General features: G+C 60.4%; 17 protein-coding genes. 5 read left to right on the top strand and 12 right to left on the bottom strand.

Translation table 11 applies throughout. The features are described 5' to 3' along the window. Positions 1-20 precede the first annotated feature (20 nt). From glpA to glpC, 3 genes are read left to right on the top strand one after another with little or no spacing between them, the layout of a single operon-like run. Entirely contained in the window at positions 21-1,649 is a 1,629-nt protein-coding gene (glpA, locus tag IM317_RS14495) for an anaerobic glycerol-3-phosphate dehydrogenase subunit A (protein WP_033146065.1), read from the top strand. Beyond that, complete coding sequence (gene glpB, locus IM317_RS14490) at positions 1,639-2,856, top strand: glycerol-3-phosphate dehydrogenase subunit GlpB (RefSeq protein WP_033146066.1); 1,218 nt, start codon at positions 1,639-1,641, stop codon at positions 2,854-2,856. The genes glpA and glpB overlap by 11 nt, the downstream gene beginning before the upstream one ends. Further along, entirely contained in the window at positions 2,853-4,043 is a 1,191-nt protein-coding gene (gene glpC, locus IM317_RS14485; protein WP_033146067.1) for an anaerobic glycerol-3-phosphate dehydrogenase subunit GlpC, read from the top strand. Before glpB ends, glpC begins: the two co-directional genes overlap by 4 nt. Positions 4,044-4,076: 33 nt before the next feature. Here glpC and IM317_RS14480 read toward each other — a convergent pair whose 3' ends face one another. From IM317_RS14480 to IM317_RS14435, 10 genes are all read right to left on the bottom strand, one after another. Continuing rightward, positions 4,077-5,276: a nicotinamide mononucleotide deamidase-related protein YfaY gene (locus IM317_RS14480; protein ID WP_033146068.1), complete on the bottom strand. Its 1,200-nt coding sequence runs from the start codon at positions 5,274-5,276 to the stop codon at positions 4,077-4,079. Between the two features lie 93 nt (positions 5,277-5,369). Next, positions 5,370-5,909, bottom strand: a complete 540-nt coding sequence (locus IM317_RS14475) for a YfaZ family outer membrane protein (RefSeq protein ID WP_033146069.1) — start codon at positions 5,907-5,909, stop codon at positions 5,370-5,372. 124 nt (positions 5,910-6,033) lie between these two features. Then, positions 6,034-7,395 (bottom strand): o-succinylbenzoate--CoA ligase, encoded by a 1,362-nt coding sequence (gene menE / locus IM317_RS14470; RefSeq protein WP_033146070.1) that lies wholly within the window; start codon positions 7,393-7,395, stop codon positions 6,034-6,036. After that, complete coding sequence (menC, locus tag IM317_RS14465; protein ID WP_033146071.1) at positions 7,392-8,357, bottom strand: o-succinylbenzoate synthase; 966 nt, start codon at positions 8,355-8,357, stop codon at positions 7,392-7,394. Before menC ends, menE begins: the two co-directional genes overlap by 4 nt. Next, positions 8,357-9,214: a 1,4-dihydroxy-2-naphthoyl-CoA synthase gene (menB, locus tag IM317_RS14460; RefSeq protein WP_029740930.1), complete on the bottom strand. Its 858-nt coding sequence runs from the start codon at positions 9,212-9,214 to the stop codon at positions 8,357-8,359. The genes menC and menB overlap by 1 nt, the downstream gene beginning before the upstream one ends. Further along, the gene (gene menH / locus IM317_RS14455; protein ID WP_033146072.1) at positions 9,211-9,987 is read right to left on the bottom strand and encodes a 2-succinyl-6-hydroxy-2,4-cyclohexadiene-1-carboxylate synthase; all 777 of its coding nucleotides are present in this window, start codon (positions 9,985-9,987) and stop codon (positions 9,211-9,213) included. Before menH ends, menB begins: the two co-directional genes overlap by 4 nt. After that, positions 9,984-11,654 carry a 2-succinyl-5-enolpyruvyl-6-hydroxy-3-cyclohexene-1-carboxylic-acid synthase gene (gene menD, locus IM317_RS14450; protein WP_033146073.1) on the bottom strand — a complete coding sequence of 557 codons (1,671 nt, stop codon included), beginning with the start codon at positions 11,652-11,654 and terminating at the stop codon, positions 9,984-9,986. Before menD ends, menH begins: the two co-directional genes overlap by 4 nt. 88 nt (positions 11,655-11,742) lie before the next feature. Then, a complete protein-coding gene (gene menF, locus IM317_RS14445; protein ID WP_033146074.1) occupies positions 11,743-13,038 on the bottom strand; it encodes an isochorismate synthase MenF in 1,296 nt (431 codons plus the stop codon). A gap of 86 nt (positions 13,039-13,124) precedes the next feature. Beyond that, on the bottom strand, positions 13,125-13,430 hold the full coding sequence (elaB, locus tag IM317_RS14440) for a stress response protein ElaB (RefSeq protein ID WP_008500219.1): 306 nt from the start codon (positions 13,428-13,430) through the stop codon (positions 13,125-13,127). A 53-nt stretch (positions 13,431-13,483) separates the two neighbouring features. Further along, positions 13,484-13,945 carry a GNAT family N-acetyltransferase gene (locus IM317_RS14435; RefSeq protein WP_033146075.1) on the bottom strand — a complete coding sequence of 154 codons (462 nt, stop codon included), beginning with the start codon at positions 13,943-13,945 and terminating at the stop codon, positions 13,484-13,486. Positions 13,946-14,016: 71 nt separating this feature from the next. Here IM317_RS14435 and rbn point away from each other — a divergent pair, with 71 nt between their 5' ends. Then, positions 14,017-14,934, top strand: coding sequence for a ribonuclease BN (gene rbn / locus IM317_RS14430; protein ID WP_033146076.1), 918 nt, complete (start codon positions 14,017-14,019; stop codon positions 14,932-14,934). A 64-nt stretch (positions 14,935-14,998) separates the two neighbouring features. Continuing rightward, a complete protein-coding gene (locus IM317_RS14425) occupies positions 14,999-16,003 on the top strand; it encodes a chemotaxis protein (protein ID WP_033146077.1) in 1,005 nt (334 codons plus the stop codon). A gap of 198 nt (positions 16,004-16,201) precedes the next feature. Here IM317_RS14425 and nuoN read toward each other — a convergent pair whose 3' ends face one another. Both nuoN and nuoM read right to left on the bottom strand, forming a co-directional pair. Continuing rightward, positions 16,202-17,659 (bottom strand): NADH-quinone oxidoreductase subunit NuoN, encoded by a 1,458-nt coding sequence (gene nuoN / locus IM317_RS14420; protein ID WP_029740937.1) that lies wholly within the window; start codon positions 17,657-17,659, stop codon positions 16,202-16,204. Positions 17,660-17,665: 6 nt separating this feature from the next. Then, complete coding sequence (gene nuoM, locus IM317_RS14415; protein WP_023312532.1) at positions 17,666-19,195, bottom strand: NADH-quinone oxidoreductase subunit M; 1,530 nt, start codon at positions 19,193-19,195, stop codon at positions 17,666-17,668. Positions 19,196-19,212 lie beyond the last annotated feature (17 nt).

Here is a 19,212-nt window from a genome sequence, read left to right as displayed (position 1 = left end):
ACGAACATAGAGGGTAAACAATGACCATTCACGATCCTCGCTACAGCGATGTGATAATCATTGGCGGTGGCGCAACCGGCGCCGGGATCGCACGCGACTGCGCCCTTCGCGGCTTAAGCGTCACGCTGCTGGAGCGCCACGATATCGCCACGGGCGCAACCGGGCGTAACCATGGCCTGCTGCACAGCGGCGCGCGGTATGCGGTTACCGACGGTGAATCCGCACGCGAATGTATTGCTGAAAACCAGATCCTCAAGCGTATCGCCCGCCACTGCATTGAGCCGACCGACGGCCTCTTTATTACCCTTCCCGAAGATGACCTCGCCTTTCAGGACACCTTTATTACCGCCTGCACTGCGGCGGGCATTCAGGCTGAGGCCATGGACCCGGCGCTGGCGCGGCGGCTGGAACCGTCGGTTAACCCGGCGCTTATCGGCGCGGTGAAAGTGCCTGACGGCACCGTTGACCCCTTCCGCCTGACGGCCGCCAATATGCTGGACGCCCGCGAGCATGGCGCGAACATTCTGACCGGGCACGAAGTGACCGGGCTTATCCGTGAAGGTCATCGCATCTGCGGCGTGCGGATCCTTGATACGCAGTACAACGAACACAGCGAGCTGTATGCCGCCGTGGTGGTCAACGCGGCGGGGATCTGGGGGCAGCGCATCGCGGAATACGCGGACCTGTCGGTACGCATGTTCCCGGCAAAAGGCTCGCTGCTGATCCTCGACCACCGCATCAATAACAACGTGATTAACCGCTGCCGCAAACCGTCCGACGCCGATATCCTCGTCCCGGGCGACACCATTTCGTTAATCGGTACCACCTCAACCCACGTCGACTACAGCGAGATTGACTACAACCGCGTGACCGCCGAAGAGGTCGACGTCCTGCTGCGCGAAGGGGAAAAACTGGCCCCGGTGATGGCGCAGACGCGTATTCTGCGCGCCTACGCGGGCGTGCGTCCGCTGGTTGCCAGCGACAACGACCCGAGCGGACGTAACGTCAGCCGGGGCATCGTGCTGCTCGATCACGCCGAACGCGACGGCATGGACGGGTTTATCACTATCACCGGCGGCAAGCTGATGACCTACCGCCTGATGGCCGAGTGGGCGACCGATGCCGTCTGCCGCAAGCTGGGCAATACCGAACGGTGCGTGACGGCAGACCAGCCCCTGCCCGGCTCGCGGCAGTCCACCGAAAAAACGCTGCAAAAAATTATCTCCCTGCCTGCGCCGCTGCGGGGATCCGCTATCTACCGCCACGGCGACAGAACGCCGCAGTGGCTCGGTGAAGGACGCCTGAGCCGCAGCCTGGTGTGCGAGTGCGAAGCCGTCACCGCCGGTGAGGTGCAGTACGCGGTGGAGAGCCTGACGGTCACAAGCCTGCTCGATCTTCGTCGCCGCACCCGCGTGGGAATGGGTACCTGTCAGGGCGAGCTGTGCGCCTGTCGTGCCGCCGGGCTGCTGCAGCGTTTTCATACCACCACCGCCACCCAGTCGCTCGATCAGCTCAGCGCGTTTTTAAACGAGCGCTGGAAAGGCATTCAGCCTGTCGCCTGGGGCGATGCCCTGCGCGAAAGCGAATTTACCCGCTGGGTCTACCAGGGGCTTTGCGGTCTTGAGAAGGAGCAACGCGATGAAATTTGATACCGTAATCGTCGGCGGCGGGCTGGCAGGCCTGCTCTGCGGCATCAAGCTCACGAAGCAGGGGCTGCGCTGCGCCATTATCACCCGGGGCCAGAGCGCCCTGCACTTCTCGTCGGGCTCGCTGGATCTGGTGGACGAAGCGTACCGCGATAAGCTGCCGCCGGAGCACCCGTATCACCTGATTGGCGCCCAGCATATTGACCGCTTTGCGCTGGAAACCGAAGCGCTGCTGGCGGACTGCGGCGCGCGTCTGAAGGGAAGCGCCCGGTTCAATCACCAGCGCGTCACGCCGCTCGGCACCCTGCGCTCTGCCTGGCTCAGCCCGGAAGAAGTGCCCGTTGCTCCCTTCAACGCCGCGCGCGTGCGGGTCGTGGGCATTAGCGGCTTTCTGGATTTTCAGCCCCATCTCGCGGCAGCGTCGCTCTGTCGCCAGGGCGTCAATGCCGAAACGGCAGAGATAGAGCTGCCTGAGCTTGATGTCCTGCGCGACAACCCGAGCGAATTTCGCGCGGTGAATATCGCCCGTTTTCTGGATGACGAGGACAAATGGCCGCTGCTGTATGACGCACTCAGACCGCTCAGCGACAGCTGTGACGCCCTGCTGATGCCCGCCTGCTTTGGTTTACGCGACAACCGGCTCTGGCGCTGGCTCTCGGATCGTCTGCCCTGCTCGCTCGGCCTGCTGCCAACCCTGCCCCCTTCCGTCCCCGGCATTCGCCTGCATACCCAGCTCCAGCGCCAGTTTGTCGCGCAGGGCGGCGTGTGGATGGCGGGTGATGAGGTGAAAAAAATCACCCTGACCGACGGCGCGGTCAGCGAAATCTGGACGCGCAACCACGACGATATTCCGCTTCGCGCGCGCTTTACGGTTCTGGCAAGCGGCAGCTTCTTCAGCAACGGGCTGCTGAGCAGCCGGGAGGGCATCCGGGAAGCCATTATGGGGCTGGATGTTCGCCAGCGTGCCTCCCGCGCGGACTGGTATCAAAGTGATTTCTTCTCGCCGCAGCCCTGGCAGCAGTTCGGCGTGATTGTCGATAACCAGCTGCATCCGCAACTTTCCGGTAAGCCCGTCAGTAATCTTTTTGCCATCGGCTCGCTGCTGGGCGGGTACGATCCCATTGCCCAGGGATGCGGTGGCGGGGTCTGCGCCGTCACGGCGCTGTATGTGGCAGAGCAGATTAGCCAGCGCACGGAGGCTGAACAATGAACGATACCCGTTTTGAAAGCTGCATTAAATGCACGGTGTGTACCACCGTCTGCCCGGTGAGCGGCGTGAACCCACGCTATCCCGGACCAAAGCAGGCCGGACCGGACGGCGAGCGTCTGCGCCTGAAGGACGGCAAGCTGTACGACGAGGCGCTGAAATACTGCATCAACTGCAAACGCTGCGAAGTCGCCTGCCCGTCGGATGTGAAAATCGGCGATATCATCCAGCGCGCCCGGGCGCGCTACAGCACGCAAAAGCCGACGCTGCGTGACGCTATTCTGAGCCATACCGATCTGATGGGCAGCGTCTCGACGCCCTTTGCCCCCATCGTGAATGCCGCGACCTCTCTCAAACCGGTGCGCCAGCTGCTGGATGCCACGCTGAAGATAGACCATCACCGCAGCCTGCCGAAATATTCTCACGGCACCTTCCGCCGCTGGTACAAATCCGTCGCGGCGGAGCAGGCGCAGTACGCCGACCAGGTGGCTTTTTTCCACGGCTGCTATGTGAACTACAACCACCCGCAGCTGGGTAAAGATCTGCTGAAAGTGCTGAACGCCATGGGAACGGGCGTTCAGCTACTGAACAAAGAGAAGTGCTGCGGCGTACCGCTGATCGCCAACGGGTTTACCGATAAAGCGCGCAGGCAGGCTCAGAGCAATGTCACGTCACTGCGCGAAGCGATTGTCGATAAAGGTATTCCGGTGCTGGCGACCTCGTCCACCTGTACCTTCACCCTGCGCGATGAGTACCCGCATCTGCTGGACGTGGATAATACCGGCCTGCGCGAGCACATCGAGCTGGCGACACGCTTCCTGTGGCGCAAGCTCGATAGCGGGCAGAGGTTGCCGCTGGGGAAATTGCCCCTGAAAGTGGTGTATCACACGCCGTGTCATATGGAGAAAATGGGCTGGTCGCTCTATACGCTTGAGCTGCTGCGGTTAATTCCGGGCCTGGAGCTGACGGTGCTGGATTCGCGCTGCTGCGGGATTGCGGGAACCTACGGCTTTAAGCGTGAAAACTACGAAACGTCGCAGGCGATTGGCGCCCCGCTGTTCCGTCAGATTGAAGAGAGCGGCGCGGATATCGTGGTAACGGACTGCGAAACCTGCAAGTGGCAGATTGAGATGTCCACCAGCAAGCGCTGCGAACATCCAGTCACCCTGCTGGCGAAGGCGCTGGGCTGAACACGGCCGGGGCGAAACGCCCCGGCCAAGGTTTTACTCCACGAACAGCGACTCGACAACGTTAATCCAGCCGTGCTCGCTGGCAACCTCTTTGCCATTCAGCCAGCGGCGCAGCATGTTCAGCGCCATCATGGCGCAAACCTCCTGACGCACCGCCAGGCTGTGGCGGGCGATGCTCATTTTTACCCGCAGGGCCCAGGTGCCTTCCGGCGTTGCCAGCGCGAAGTTAAGGTGTTCCTCGTCCAGCCCCCCGACAAACAGCGCCAGACCGGCAAAATGCTTCACCCTTCTCTCGGAAGCCCAGCGGGCGGTCTGCGCCAGGGTCTCCTGCTGGAACGGCACCACTTCGCTGGCCAGCAGCGGCGCGTTGACGCGCGACAGCTGCAGCGCCAGCAGGCCACCGGTGAACTGCTCGCTTAAGGTCACACTCAGCTGACGCGACTGCAGATGCGTCGCAATCTGCGCGGGCAGCCCTTCCGTCCCTTCAAAGATCAGGCTTTCGCCCGCCACGCGCTGCACCTCGGGCCACAGGGCCAGCATCGCCTCTTTCTGCTCGGCCGGACCTGTCAGCTTGAGCTCAATGATCGGCATGGAGGAGCGGTAGCCCATGGAGACGCCCGGCGGCAGCGGGAGAGGGTCAAGGCTCTGGGCCAGATCGCTTTCCGAGCGGCCAAAGGTGGTCAGACGCAGGCACAGCGGCGGTTCAGGCAGGGTAAAACGATCGCGAAGGCGCGGCAGGATCTGCTGCTCGACCATCACTTTAAATTCTGAGGGCACGCCCGGCGTGAAGAACATCAGGCAGCGGTTCAGCTGCATGGCAAACCCGCACGCGGTACCCACCGGGTTATCGACCAGCTCGGCGCTGGCGGGAATTTCAGCCTGTTTGCGGTTGCTGGGGGCCATGACGCGGCCGCGTTCGGAGAAAAAGCGCTCCATCTGCGAAAGCCACGCCTCGTGCAGCACCAGCCCTTCGCCTTTTGCGGTCGCGGCGGCCAGCGCGCTGAGATCGTCACCGGTGGGGCCGAGTCCGCCATTCACAATCAGCACGTCGCAGTGTTCGCTGCGCTCGCGCAGAATAGCGACCAGCGACTCAAGATTGTCGCCCACCGTATTGCGGCGCGTTAACGGTAATCCTTGCTCAAAGAAAAGATCGGCAAGCCAGGCAGCATTGGTATCAATAATTTGTCCATGCAGCACTTCGTCGCCGGTGGATAACATCTCCACGTTAATCATTATGTTCTCCCGCTTATTTGGTCAAAACACTATAGCGCAAACGCGGGGTGGAGAAGAGAGAAACTGGCGCGACAGAACGCCGCGCCGGAGTGATTAGAAGCCTGCGCTGACGCCCACGTACGGGCCGTCGGCCAGCGCGTTGTCGCGGTTGCCGTCTTTGCCGGCCAGGTTCAGATAGCGATAGCCCGCTTCGATGGTAATGGGGCGCATGATGGTCCAGCGCGCGCCGGCGTTGGCCTCTTCATAGCTTTCGATACCGCTTGAGAGGGAGTCCGGCGAATAATAGTACTCACCAAACAGGCCAAAGCTGTCGCCAATTTTCCACTGCAGACCGCCGCCCACTGCCGCCGCGTACCCTTCGTCACCGTCATTTGGGTTGGTATAGATACCTTTACCGCCAAAGGTGGCCAGGAACGGGCCAAGAGGAACGTTCAGACCCAGGCCGAGGCTGGCCGCGTCGCCGTCGTCATCGTTATGCGTCCAGCCGCCGGTCATCGCCAGGCCGGAAGTCTCGGTACCCATGCCAAAGCCCAGGTGGGTATAATCCTGACCCGCCGAGCCGTTAATGCTGATGGCGTTAGCCGCCGCAGATACAACCATCAGGCCGAAGCCCACGAATGCCACTTTTTTCATTGTCGTGATCCCGCACAATTATTATAAAGAAGTCCCAAAACCGCGAGATTTTAACCGGAGTCTCCCGGGGATCAAGCACTCTGCGTGCGGCAGGTCAGTAGATTGTAATTATTTGAAACGGCTATTATCCCTTCAGCGAGGCGTTCACCCACTGCTGCAACGCGCGGCGTGAGACTTTAATGCCGCCATTTTTGAGTTCGGTCGGCAACAGCAGCCAGCGGACGGGTTGTTCAAAACGCGCCACCTTATCCCTGACCCAGTCAGGTAAACAGGTGATATCCGTTCCCGGCTCGCACTCCACCACCGCCACCGGACGCTGTCCAAACTCGGCGTCGTCCAGCGGGACGATAAACACCTGGTTAATCTGCGGATGGCGGGCGATAACGCGCTCAAGGCTTTCCGGCTGGATCCCTTCTCCGCCGCTAAAAAAGAGGTTGTCCATGCGGCCCAGGATCGTCAGGCGGCCGTCATGCCATTCCCCGCGATCGCGGGTAGCGAACCATCCCTGCGCGTTGGTCAGCGGAACCAATTCGCCGTCCCGCCAGTAGCCTGAGGCCATACTCTCTGCCCGGATCCAGACTTCACCGTCAACCACCTGCACCTCTCTGCCCGGCAGCGCATAGCCTACGTCCGGCTCGCCGTCCGCCGCTTTCGCGCAGACGGTAGAGGCAAACTCGGTCAGGCCGTAGCCGCAGAAGGTGCGAATCCCCTGCTCGCGCGCCTGCTGCGTCAAGTCAACAGGGATGGCGGCCCCGCCCAGCAGCACCGCTTTCAGTGCAACAGGCTGGTGGGTATTAAGCAGACGCCAGAGCTGGGTCGGCACCAGCGAAGCGTGCGTACAGCCGCGCAAAGCCTGCGCCAGCGGCTGTTTCTCGCGCACGGTTAACCGCGCGCCGGCCTGCAGCCAGCGCCATAAAATCCCCTGGCCGGAAACGTGAAACAGCGGCAGCGAAAGCAGCCAGTCGTCGTCTTCGCCGTAGGGCATCAGCGCCAGCACGCCGCGCGCGCTGGCGAGATGGGCGTCGCAGGTATGCACCGCTGCTTTCGGCAGCCCGGTAGAGCCGGAGGTCAGCGTCATGGACGCCAGCCGCGCCGGCTGCCACGCAACGCGATATTCCCCGGCGCGCTCGCGCATGCTCAGGGCAGGAAGACCGTCACAGGTACCGTCCAGCGCCAGCGCAAAGCGCAGCGTCATCTGCGGGAGCAACACGTCCAGCAGCGGGCGCGGCAGCTGCGGATTGACGGGAAGAATGCGCGCCCCGCACTGGAGCAACGCCAGCCACGCCAGCAGGGTTCGCGGATGATTATGGGCCAGCAGCAGCACGCCGTTGCCCTCCTCCACGCCCTGCAGGTGAAACTCTGCCGCAAGGCGGTCGACGCGGGCGCACAGCTGTTGCCAGCTGAGCACCTCGTCGTTCAGCCTGAGGGCCGGTTTATCAGCAAACTGCGCGCGCCAGTGCCGCCACGGCCAGTCGGTAAAACTCATAACAACGGCTCCAGCGCCGCGACGTTGAGGCACGGCAGCGCGCTGTCCGGCCACCTGCGGATAAGCTGAGCCTGCATCAGGTTCAGCGTGTCGAGGCCAGGGATCGTATCCGGCGTTAGCCAGGCGGCAATGCGCGCCAGCTGGGTCAGCCCAAGGCTGGACTCAATCGACGAGCTGATGACCGCCGTCAGCCCTGAGGCATGCGCCGCCGCGACCTGCTCTCGCACCTTCGCCAGGCTGCCGGTCAGCGTTGGTTTAATCACCACCGCGCTGACGCCGGGCTCGGCGACAAATTCAAATTCGTCCTCGCGCAGGCTTTCATCCCAGGCGATGGCAATCCCCGTTTCGCGGGCAAACGCGCGCGAATCGTCGCGGGTTTTGCACGGCTCTTCCAGGAAGGCAATGCGGCTGCGGTACGCCGGGTTGACGTACTTTGCAAACTGCTGCGCCTTGAGCGGCGTCCAGGCGCGGTTAGCGTCCAGACGCAGATGAAGGTCGGGGATCGCCTCCAGCAGCAGGTTAGCGACCATGCCGTCGCGCACCGCTTCGTAAAGACCGACTTTAATTTTCGCCACTTTCTCGCCCGGCATGGCGGAGAGCAGCGCGAACAGCTCGTCAGGGTCGCCCGTACAGAGCGGTGCCGCGCGGTAGTTAGCCTCTTCAGGCAGGCTGCCGTCGAGCTCCGCCAGGGCGCAGCTGATGCCAAAAGCCGCGGAAGGCACGTCCGGCAACGCCGGATCCGCGCCCTCACGCCACGCGTCTGCCCACGCCAGCAATACAGACTGCGCGTCATCCAGCGACTCCAGGCTAAAGCCCGGCAGCGGCGAAATCTCGCCCCAGCCTTCCCGCTCGTCCTGCTGCAGATGCACGACGAAACCGTCACGGGTTTTTAACCGCCGTTCACGCAGCACCACGCCCGCGTCCATCGGTATCTGCCAGCGGTAAACCTGCGCGCGACGCATTACGGATTCCGTTTGTATTTGCTGAAGTCCGGCTGGCGTTTTTCGTTAAACGCGTTGCGCCCTTCCTGACCCTCTTCGGTCATGTAGAACAGCATGGTGGCATTGCCCGCCAGCTCCTGCAGACCCGCCTGACCGTCACAGTCGGCGTTGAGAGCGGCTTTGAGGCAGCGCAGCGCCATCGGGCTGTTTTGCAGCATTTCGCGGCACCAGCGAACGGTCTCTTTTTCGAGATCGGCAATCGGAACCACGGTATTCACCAGGCCCATATCCAGCGCTTCCTGAGCGTTGTACTGACGGCACAGGAACCAGATTTCACGGGCTTTTTTCTGCCCGACGATGCGCGCCATGTACGAGGCGCCCCAGCCGCCGTCGAAGGATCCCACTTTCGGACCGGTCTGGCCGAAGATGGCATTTTCTGCGGCGATGGTCAGATCGCACATCATGTGCAGCACGTGACCGCCGCCGATGGAGTAGCCCGCTACCATCGCCACTACCGGTTTCGGACAGGTGCGGATCTGACGCTGGAAATCGAGGACGTTCAGGTGGTGGGTACCCGCATCGTCCTGGTATCCGCCGTAGTCGCCGCGCACTTTCTGATCGCCGCCGGAGCAGAACGCTTTATCGCCTTCGCCGGTCAGGACAATCACGCCGATGTTATCGTCGTAGCGCGCATCCGCCAGAGCCTGAATCATCTCTTTCACGGTCAACGGACGGAAGGCGTTACGCACCTGCGGACGGTTGATGGTGATTTTGGCAATGCCGTCGGCGGATTTGTGGTAGCGAATGTCGGTGTAGCCTTCGGAGCAGTCCTGCCATTCAACCGGGGCGTAAAGCATGTTTTCATCAGGGTAAATCATAGAGTGTCCTTTATTCGATAACGCAGTATCTGAGCCAGACTCGCGATAACCGCATCGGGGTTTTCCCGGTGGGCGTTGTGTCCGGCGTCTGGAATGGCATGGCGAACGGCGTTCACTTCCGCGGCAAGGGCCGAGAACTTCTCATCCCGTTCGCCATAGAGATAGTCAAAAGAGAAATCGCGTGCGCTAAGCGCGGCACGCAAATCCGGCTGCACGGCCAGCGAGGTCGTCTCAAGCATCATCGCCAGCGTCGCGCCGTTGTTCTGGCTGCGCAGGGTAATAAGCGCATCGCGCTGGGCGTCCGTGAGGGAGGAGAACACGGGCTGTTGGTACCAGTCAGCGAACACCTTCTCCAGCGGTTCGGTGCGAAAACGCGTTGCCCAGCGGCGGTCGGACGCCAGCCGCGCACTTCGCGCATCGGCATCCTGCAGGCCCGGGTGTCCACCTTCAACAATCACCCCGAGCAGCCCCTTCGGCTGCTGGCAGGCATGGAACATCGCAATGCGGCCGCCGAGGGAGTACCCGATGAGCCAGAATTTAAGTATGTTGTAACTAAGCAGGGTTCGGGTGAGCAACGTGCTCATCTCGTCAAACCCCGTCACGCCCAGATTCCGGGATCCGCCGTGCCCCGGCAGATCCAGATACAGCCGGGGATAATCGCTGAGCCCTTCACCGACCCTCTGCCACTCGCGGCGGTCGCCGGAAAAACCGTGCAAAAAGACCAGCCAGGGATAGCCCGGTTTGCCAGTCTGCTGCATGCCAGTGAGGATCACAGCTGGCTCACCTGCGCCAGCAGGCTTTGCAGGGCCTGCGCACCGTCAGCCTCGTTCACCACCAGCTCAATCAGCGTCGCGCCCGGCTGTTTCCAGGCGCTGCTTAACGCCGCGTCCAGCTGTTCCCAGCTTTCCGGGCGATGGTATTTCAGGCTAAACATCGCCGCGGCGTGTTCGAACTGCACGTTCTGCGGCATCAGATAGAAGCGCTCGCGCTCGCTCTGCGGCGTTGGCAACAGGGAGAAAATCTGCCCGCCGTTGTTGTTGACCACAATCAGCACAAACGGGGCAGACGCCTGACGCAGCAGCGCCAGCGCGTTGAGATCGTAGAGCGCGGAGAGATCGCCCACGATCGCCAGCGTCGATTTCGCGCTGGCGCGCTGCACGCCCGCCGCCGTAGAGATCAGCCCGTCGATGCCGCTGGCACCGCGGTTGCTGTACACCGGGTAGCCCGCGGGCAGCTTCGAGAAAGCGTCAATCAGCCGCACGACGAGGCTGTTGCCGACAAACAGCTGCCCCTGTTCAGGCAGGTACTGGCGAATGCGGTGCGCCAGCCCGGCTTCGCTAAACGCTTCGCAGTGCGCTTTGGTCAGTTCCCACGCCTGGCGCGAAAGGTCCGGTATAGCCACCGCCCAGGGCTTGCGTTTCTCAGCCGGATGAAGCGTCAGCCAGGCGTCGATACTGCTGACCAGACGACGGCCGCGGTGGTGCGCCGGGTCAAGCCGCCCTTCCAGCGAATCCACCAGCCAGTACTCTTCCGGCGTGCAGGTGGCCTGCCACTGCAGTAACCGTTTGCCGGTCAAACTCGATCCAAGCTGGACCACAATCTGCGCCTGCGCCAGTTCGGTGACCGCTTTCGCATTACCTAGCCAGAGGTCGGCGCACGGCAGCGGCTGGCCAGTCTGCGAAAGCACATCGCCAATCAGCGGCCAGCCAAGGGTTTGCGCCCATTCAGCGACCAGCTTGCCTTCGGCGGCGCTCATGCGCCCGGCAATCACCACGCCGCGCTTCTGCCGCCAGAAGAACCAGTCGCGCTGTTTCGCGCTCTCAAGATGCGTCTGCTCGCGCAGCCACGGTTTTTCACTCTCCCACCAGTCGCCAAGGGACTGCTGCCAGTCAAGACCGGTGTCGTCCAGCTCGCCGTAGAGCGGCTCGGCAAACGGGCAGTTGATATGCAGCGCCCCGCTGCGCAACGTCTCCATGGCGTGATCGACAGTGGAGACCAGCCAGCTTGCCGGAATATCCTGGGTGGGACGCGGTAACGAAATCGTCTGCGAAGGATGCGAAGAAAAGAGCCCCGGCTGGCGAATGGCCTGATTGGCGCCGCAGTCGATAAGCTCAGGGGGACGATCGGCCGTCAGTAAGATCAGTCTTTCACCCGTTAACCCGGCTTCTATCAGGGCCGGATAGAGGTTCGCCACGGCGGTACCGGAGGTGACGATCACCGCCACAGGTTCTTTGCTGGCTTTCGCCAGACCCAGCGCCAGATGGCCGAGGCCGCGTTCATCAAAGTGGGTGTGGTGAATCAACGCCCGGTTTTCTGCGGCCGCCAGCGTCAGCGGCGTTGAGCGAGAACCCGGTGCAATACACACGTGCCTGACGCCGTGGCGCGTCAGGGCTTCAAGGATCACCGCCGCCCAGCGTCGGTTAAAAGAACTTACTGACATGAGATTGTCCGGTATCAAGAATGCGACACAGTATAAATAATAGAAAAAATTGGAATTTTGATATGAATCGGGATTGCGCGAATCTGTATTAATCCCTTAGGAGCAGAGAGCGCAATCCGGCGGCTTTATTTTCAATCTCCTGCCACTCCTGCTCCGGGTCAGACCCGCTGACAATACCGGCACCGGCGTAGAGCCGCAGGGAGTCCTCCTGAACGCGCGCGGAGCGCAGTGCCACGCAGAACTCACTCTGTTCGGGGGATAAGTACCCGGCCGAACCGGCATACCACTCGCGGTTAAAGGGTTCAACCTTCTGGATAAACTCACGCGCGGGCTGTCGGGGTAATCCGGCAACGGCCGCGGTCGGCTGCAACATGAGCAGACACTGCTCGTCGTCGGCCTGTTTGAGCTCTGTCCAGATACAGCGGCGCAAATGCTGCACCTTACGCAGGCGTACCACCTGGGGGGGCAGTACCTCAAGCGTCTGCGTAGAGTGCTGAAGACGCTGGCAAATATCTTCCACCACCAGCATATTTTCGCGCTGGTTTTTATCATCGTTCAGCAGCCACTCGCCGAGACGCTGCGCCTGACTATCTTCGGTATGGCTGGCGACGGTGCCAGCGAGCGCTTCCGTGCGCAGCAGCTTGCCGCGCCGCCGCCAGAGACGCTCGGGCGTAGAGCCGAGAAACGCGTTGCTGGCGTCGAATACCATGCAGAAATGATAGCAATGTAAATTCAGGGCGCGGCTGGCGGCCATCAGCGCGACAGGGTTAACGCGCTGCGTGAACTGCAGATCGGTTGCCCTGGCGAGCACCACTTTTTCAAACTCACCGCGCGCGATGGTCTCCGTCGCCCTGCGGATAAGTTTCAGCCATTCGGCCTGCTGCGGCTGATGGGTTTCGTGCTCAACCTGCACGGAGAGCGGACGGATAGATTTGGCAGGACGAAGCCGCTGTAAAAAATCCAGCGCGGCGCGGGCATCCTCCACAAGCGAGCGGTCGCTCCACAGCTGCAGGCGTAGCGTGGCGTTGCCGGCGGTACGTCGCCAGAGCAGTCGCGGTAAAAAGAGGCTCCCCTGTTCGGGATTAAAGGCGTTCAGGCCGCAGACGCGAGTATCTTGCGCCGCATTTTGCTCGCGCAAAAACTGCGAGGCTAATGCCAGAGAGGAAAATTGGTTGACCGCCCCCAGCGCGGCCAGCTCTTCATCGCCGTTACGCTGCTGCCAGTAAAACTGCGGATAACACTGCTGCTCGCCCAGCCAGGCGAGGGGATCGAAGGCGTCGTTTAACGGGAAAGAGACGTCGAAATGACGTATGCCGGGTGCTGCGGGTAACGCATGCGATAGCTGGGTACGCAGTTGCTCCAGCGCGAGGAAAATCGAATTCACGCGAACCTCTCCCTGTTAAAACCTCGTATTATACGGGGTACTGGCCATAAATAGCAGTACCCACGTATAGGGAGTGGTTAAGCGGCTTAACGACGGGCTAACAGCAGCCCCAGCACCAGCCCAACGGCAGCACCCACCCCAATACCCTGCCACGGTTTTTCATGCACGTAATCATCGGCACGATACACCGCTTTTTTGGCACGGTAGTAGTAAGTATCTGACGCATGGCTGACGCGGTTTTTCACTTCATGCAGCGCCTGCTCGGCACGGGCTTTTAGCTCAATATATTTCTGATCGGCAGGGTCGCCCGAGGAACGTAACACCTCTTCCAGCGTTTCGCTCAGCAAGGCCAGGTCGTCGTCGATACGGGTATCCCAGGATTGAAATGACATATTTTTCTCCATGTTAGTACACCAGTCCGCTAACTATAGCCAACGAGATGCCATTACGCCTGTTTCACTTCTCGCGCCATGCCGACGTGCGGAATGCCATCTTCATCGTATACCTCCGTCACTGGCGCAAAGCCAAAATGGCCGTAGAAGGACTGAAGGTGCGCCTGCGCGCCGAGGTATAACGCCTTGTCCGGCCACTGTTTCCGGCACGCCTCCAGCGTTTTTTCCATCAGCTGATAGCCCAGTTTTTCCCCTCGCGCCTTACCGCTGATGATGACGCGGCCAATGACGACGGGCTCAAAATCGTCTTCGCTTTTCAGAATCCTCGCATACGCCACCAGCTCGTTATCCCGCCAGCCGAGGATATGGCGGTTCTCACCGACAAGGTCATCACCATCGATGTCCTGATACGGGCAGGTCTGTTCCACAACAAACACTTCACAGCGCAGCTTCAGCAGGGCGTAAAGTGAATGAACGGTGAGGTCGCTATGATGTAAATCTTGCCACTGGATCATGTCAGTCTCCTTCCTGGGGTTCATCACGTTATACTAAACCCCTCCCCGTTCGGCAAAGGGCTGATTGCGTTATGGAACTGATTTTTCTGGGTACGTCCGCTGGCGTGCCAACCCGCTCACGAAACGTGACGGCGATCCTGCTGGATCTAAAGCATCCCACCCGCGGCGGGCTGTGGCTGTTTGACTGCGGTGAAGGGACGCAGCATCAGCTGTTACACACCGCTTACCACCCCGGCAAACTGAATAAAATATTTATTACTCATCTGCATGGCGACCACCTGTTTGGCCTTCCCGGCCTGCTGTGCAGCCGCTCGATGGCCGGTAACGCCAACCCGCTGACGATTTACGGGCCAGCGGGTATTCGTGAATTTGTCGAAACTACGCTGCGCCTGAGCGGGTCATGGACAGATTATCCGCTGGAGGTCGTTGAGATTGCCGAAGGGCTGGTATTCGACGACGGGGATTATCGCGTTACTGCTCAACCGCTCAATCATCCTGTCGAGTGCTATGGCTACCGTATTGATGCGCATGATAAACCCGGCGCGCTGGATGCCGCCGCGCTGATGGCCGACGGCGTAAAACCCGGGCCGCTGTTCCAGCGTCTGAAGCACGGAGAGACCGTCACGCTGGAGGATGGACGCGTCATTAACGGCCAGGATTATCTCGCCGCACCGCAGCCCGGCAAAAAACTGGTGATTTTTGGCGATACGGCCCCGTGCCCGGCGGCGCTCACGCTGGCCCAGGGCGTGGACGTCATGGTGCATGAAGCGACGCTTGAAACGGCGATGGAAGAGAAAGCCAACAGCCGGGGCCATAGCTCCACGCGTCAGGCGGCACAGCTTGCCCGTGACGCGGGTGTCGGGCGGCTCATCGTCACTCATGTCAGCTCGCGCTACGACGCGCGGGGATGCGCAAACCTGCTGGCAGAGTGCCGCACGCTGTTTCCGGAATGTGAGCTGGCCGAAGATTTCGCTCAGGTTAGCGTTTAGTCCTTCATTTTTCCCTGAGGATGCCGATAACGATTAAAAGGTCAGCATTTCTCTCGAGGGTAGAATGGATAATTTCCAGAAAGATATTGATGACAGGGCGAATCTGACCCTGTCGAACCGTTTTGAACTGTTGCTGTTCCGTCTTGGCACCTCTCTTAACGAAAATAAATCCGAGCTGTTTGGCATTAACGTCTTTAAGCTGCGTGAAATTGTGCCGATGCCGGAGTTCACGAAACCCGCCGGGATGAAGTCACCGCTGATGGGAATGGTGAATATTCGCGATCAGGTGATCCCGGTGATTGACCTGGCCGCCGTGGCGGGCTGTAAGCCCACCACCGGGCTGAACATCCTGCTGATCACCGAATATGCGCGCAGCGTGCAGGCGTTTGCCGTGGAATCGGTTGAGAACATCATGCGTCTGGACTGGAAGCAGGTGCATGCGGCGGAAACCGCCGTCAGCGGTCGCTACATCACCAGCATTGCGTGTCTTGACGAGAAGACCGATACCAACGATCTGGCGATGGTGCTGGACGTTGAGCAGATCCTGTATGACATCACCCCGGCCAATCACGATCTGCACGCCACGAACCTGAAGACCACCAAATTCCATATCAAACCGGGCGCTGTCGCCATCGTCGCGGAAGACTCCAAAGTGGCGCGCTCGATGCTGGAGAAAGGTCTGCAGGCCATGGAGATCCCGGCACAGCTGCATATCACCGGCAAAGACGCGTGGGAAAAAATCGGCGTGCTGGCGGCGCAGGCCCAGGCTGAAGGGGTTCCCATCACCGATAAGATCGCTCTGGTGCTGACCGACCTCGAAATGCCGGAGATGGACGGTTTTACGCTGACGCGCAAAATCAAAACCGACCCGATATTGAAGGACATTCCGGTCGTGATCCACTCTTCCCTTTCCGGCAACGCCAACGAAGACCATATTCGCAAGGTGAAGGCGGACGGGTATGTGGCGAAGTTTGAGCTGAACGAGCTGTCGTCGGTGATTGAGGAAGTGCTGGACCGCTCGATGAAGAAGATTGACGGGCCGTTGATTAGCCGGAAGCAGCTGGCTTAGTCGGGTGGCGCTACGCTTACCCGACCTACAAAACCCGTAGGCCCTGCAAGCGTAGCGCCGCTGGGCAAACCATAAAAAAACCCGCCGAGGCGGGTTTTTTCGTTACGTGCGGGCTGGTGCCCTCACCCCGTCCCTCTCCCACCGGGAGAGGGCGCAAACATTAAAAAAGGCAACTTTCGTTGCCTTTTTGCTTTCACCTTACATCAGCGGCATCGCTCGCTGCACGATATCAATCAGCGGCTGCGGATAGATACCGAAGATCAGCACCAGCAGTGCGGAGATAAGCACTACGATACCACCGGCGCTGTACTGCCAGTTGGTTGGGGCATCACGGTTGAGCTGCTGAGGCGCGCTCAGGTACAGGCTCACGGCAACACGCAGGTAGTAGTAGAGGCCAATCGCGGAGCCGATAACCACGCCCGCGGTCAGCCACCACAGGTGCGCCTGCACACCGACGGCCAGCACGTAGAACTTACCGATAAAGCCGAGCGTCATCGGGATACCTGCCAGAGAGAGCATCATCACGGTCATTACCGCGGACAGGATCGGACGGTGCCAGAACAGACCACGGTAGGAGAACAGTGAATCGGCATCCGGGCCACGGTACGGGCTGGACATCAGGCTCACCACGCCGAAGGCGCCGAGGCTGCTGAACAGGTAACCGGCCAGATACACGCCCACGGCTTCCATTGACATCTCGCCGCTCTGCAGCGCAATCAGCGCCACCATCAGGTAGCCCAGATGAGAGATAGACGAGTAGCCCAGCAGACGCTTGATGTTGGTCTGGCTCAGCGCCATCAGGTTACCGAAGATGATGGAGACGAACGCGATAATGCCCAGCACCACGCGAACCGCTTCGCTGTCACCAACCGGCGCGTACAGGAACAGACGCATGACCACACCGAAGATAGCGATCTTGCTCGCCGTCGCCAGGAAGGTCGACACCGGAGCCGGAGCGCCCTGGTATACGTCTGGCGTCCACAGGTGGAACGGCACCAGAGAGAGTTTGAAGCCGAGGCCAACAATCATCATGCCCAGACCTGCCAGCAGCAGCGGCTCATGCAGCATGCCGTCACCGAGGCTCTTGCCGAGCGCCATGAAAGAGAGGTTACCGGACTGTGCGTACAGCAGCGCAATACCAAACAGCAGGAACGAGGACGCAGCAGCAGACAGAATGGTGTACTTGATGCTTGCTTCCAGGGAGCGCTTCTGACGGAAGGCGTAACCAATCAGGCCGAACAGCGGCAGAGAGATCAGCTCAATACCGAGGAACAGCGCGGCCAGGTGGTTCGCATTCGCCAGCAGAATGCCGCCCAGCGCGGCAATCAGAACCAGCAGGTAAAACTCTTCTTTGTTGTCGTTGTAGCCTTCGAGCCACGGGTACGCAAAGGTACAGGTTGCCAGGCTCGCCAGCAGCACCAGACCGGTATACAGCATGGCGTAACCGTCAACGCGCATCAGCGGGGTGACGTCCATCGCCCCACCCTGGCCAACAAACCAGAGAGAGACTAACGCGGCGTTCAGGCCGATGACCGACAGCGTGGCATTCAGGAAGTGATTGCGTCGCCACGCAATGGAGAGCATCACAACCACCACCGTCAATCCGACGATCAGCAGCGGTAGCAGCGCGATCAGTTGTTGTGGAGTTATTGTCATGGCGAATTACGGCCTTGTAGTAGAAGCAGAATTAACAAACCACTGCTGGATGTTGCCCATCGCGCTATGCGAGGTATCCAGAATCGGCTGCGGGAAGAAGCCCAGCAGCACCAGCAGTACGACCAGCAGCAGGATGATGAACAGCTCACGCAGCGACATCCCCGGCAGTTCTTGTGCAGCAATTTCGCTCTTCGCTTTACCGAAGTAAGCGCGGTGCAGCATCGCCAGCGAGTACACGGAAGCGAACACCAGACCAAAAGTGGAGATCACGGTAATCACCGGTACCACTTTGAAGCTGCCGAACAGAATCATAAATTCGCCGACGAAGTTACCGGTACCCGGCATCCCCAGGGTAGCCACCGCGAAGAACATGGACAGCGCTGGCAGCCATTTAATTTTGCTCCACAGGCCCCCCATCATACGCATGTCGCGGGTATGCAGACGTTCGTACAGCTGACCGCACAGGATGAAGAGGCCGGCTGCGGACAGACCGTGCGCAATCATCTGGATCACCGCGCCCTGGTACGCCAGCTGGCTGCCGGTGTAGATAGCAATCAGCACGAAGCCCATGTGGGAAACGGAGGTGTAGGCAATCAGACGCTTGATGTCGTACTGCGTGAAGGCCATCCAGGCACCGTAGAAGATACCGATCACACCCAGCCACATGGCAATAGGTGCGAACTCTGCGGAGGCATTCGGGAACAGCGGCAGTGCGAAACGCAGCAGACCGTAGGCCGCCGTTTTCAGCAAGATACCCGCCAGGTCAACGGAACCCGCCGTTGGTGCCTGAGAGTGCGCGTCTGGCAGCCAGCCGTGCAGCGGAACGACCGGCATTTTCACCGCGAACGCGATGAAGAAGCCCAGCATCAGCAGGTATTCAACGCCGTGGGACATTGGCGTTTTCAGCAGATCTTCGTAGTTGAAGGTCCAGGTTCCGGTCGCGTTGTGGTGAACAAACACCAGCGCCAGAATAGCAATCAACATCACCAGACCACTCGCCTGGGTATAGATGAAGAACTTAGTTGCCGCCGTGATACGCGTTTTACCGTCGGACGCCTTGTGGCCCCACAGCGCGATCAGGAAGTACATCGGCACCAGCATCATCTCCCAGAAGAAGAAAAACAGGAACATGTCGATGGCAAGGAACACGCCGATCACGCCGCCCAGGATCCACATCAGGTTCAGGTGGAAGAAGCCCTGGTATTTTTCGATTTCTCGCCAGGAGCAAAGTACCGCCAGAACACCGAGCAGACCGGTCAGCACCACCATCAGCAGCGACAGACCGTCAATCGCCAGGTGGATCGTAATGCCGAAACGCGGGATCCACGGCAGGATGAACTCAGACTGCCACTGCGGAATGCCCGCAGACTGGGTCAGTGAGTAACCGCCCTGCAACCACAGTTGCAGGCCAAGCGCGAGCGTCAATCCCATGGTGATCAGCGCGATCCAGCGCGGCATCTTCACGCCAAAGCGTTCAGTCTGCCAGCACAGGAAGCCGCCGATGAAGGGAATTAATATTAGCCAGGGTAGTAACATGGCGATTTACATTCCTT

It is taken from the genome of Enterobacter cloacae complex sp. S3, assembly GCF_014930495.1.
Lineage (GTDB): Bacteria > Pseudomonadota > Gammaproteobacteria > Enterobacterales > Enterobacteriaceae > Enterobacter > Enterobacter asburiae_B.
This window is presented reverse-complemented; position numbering and strand designations above follow the sequence as displayed.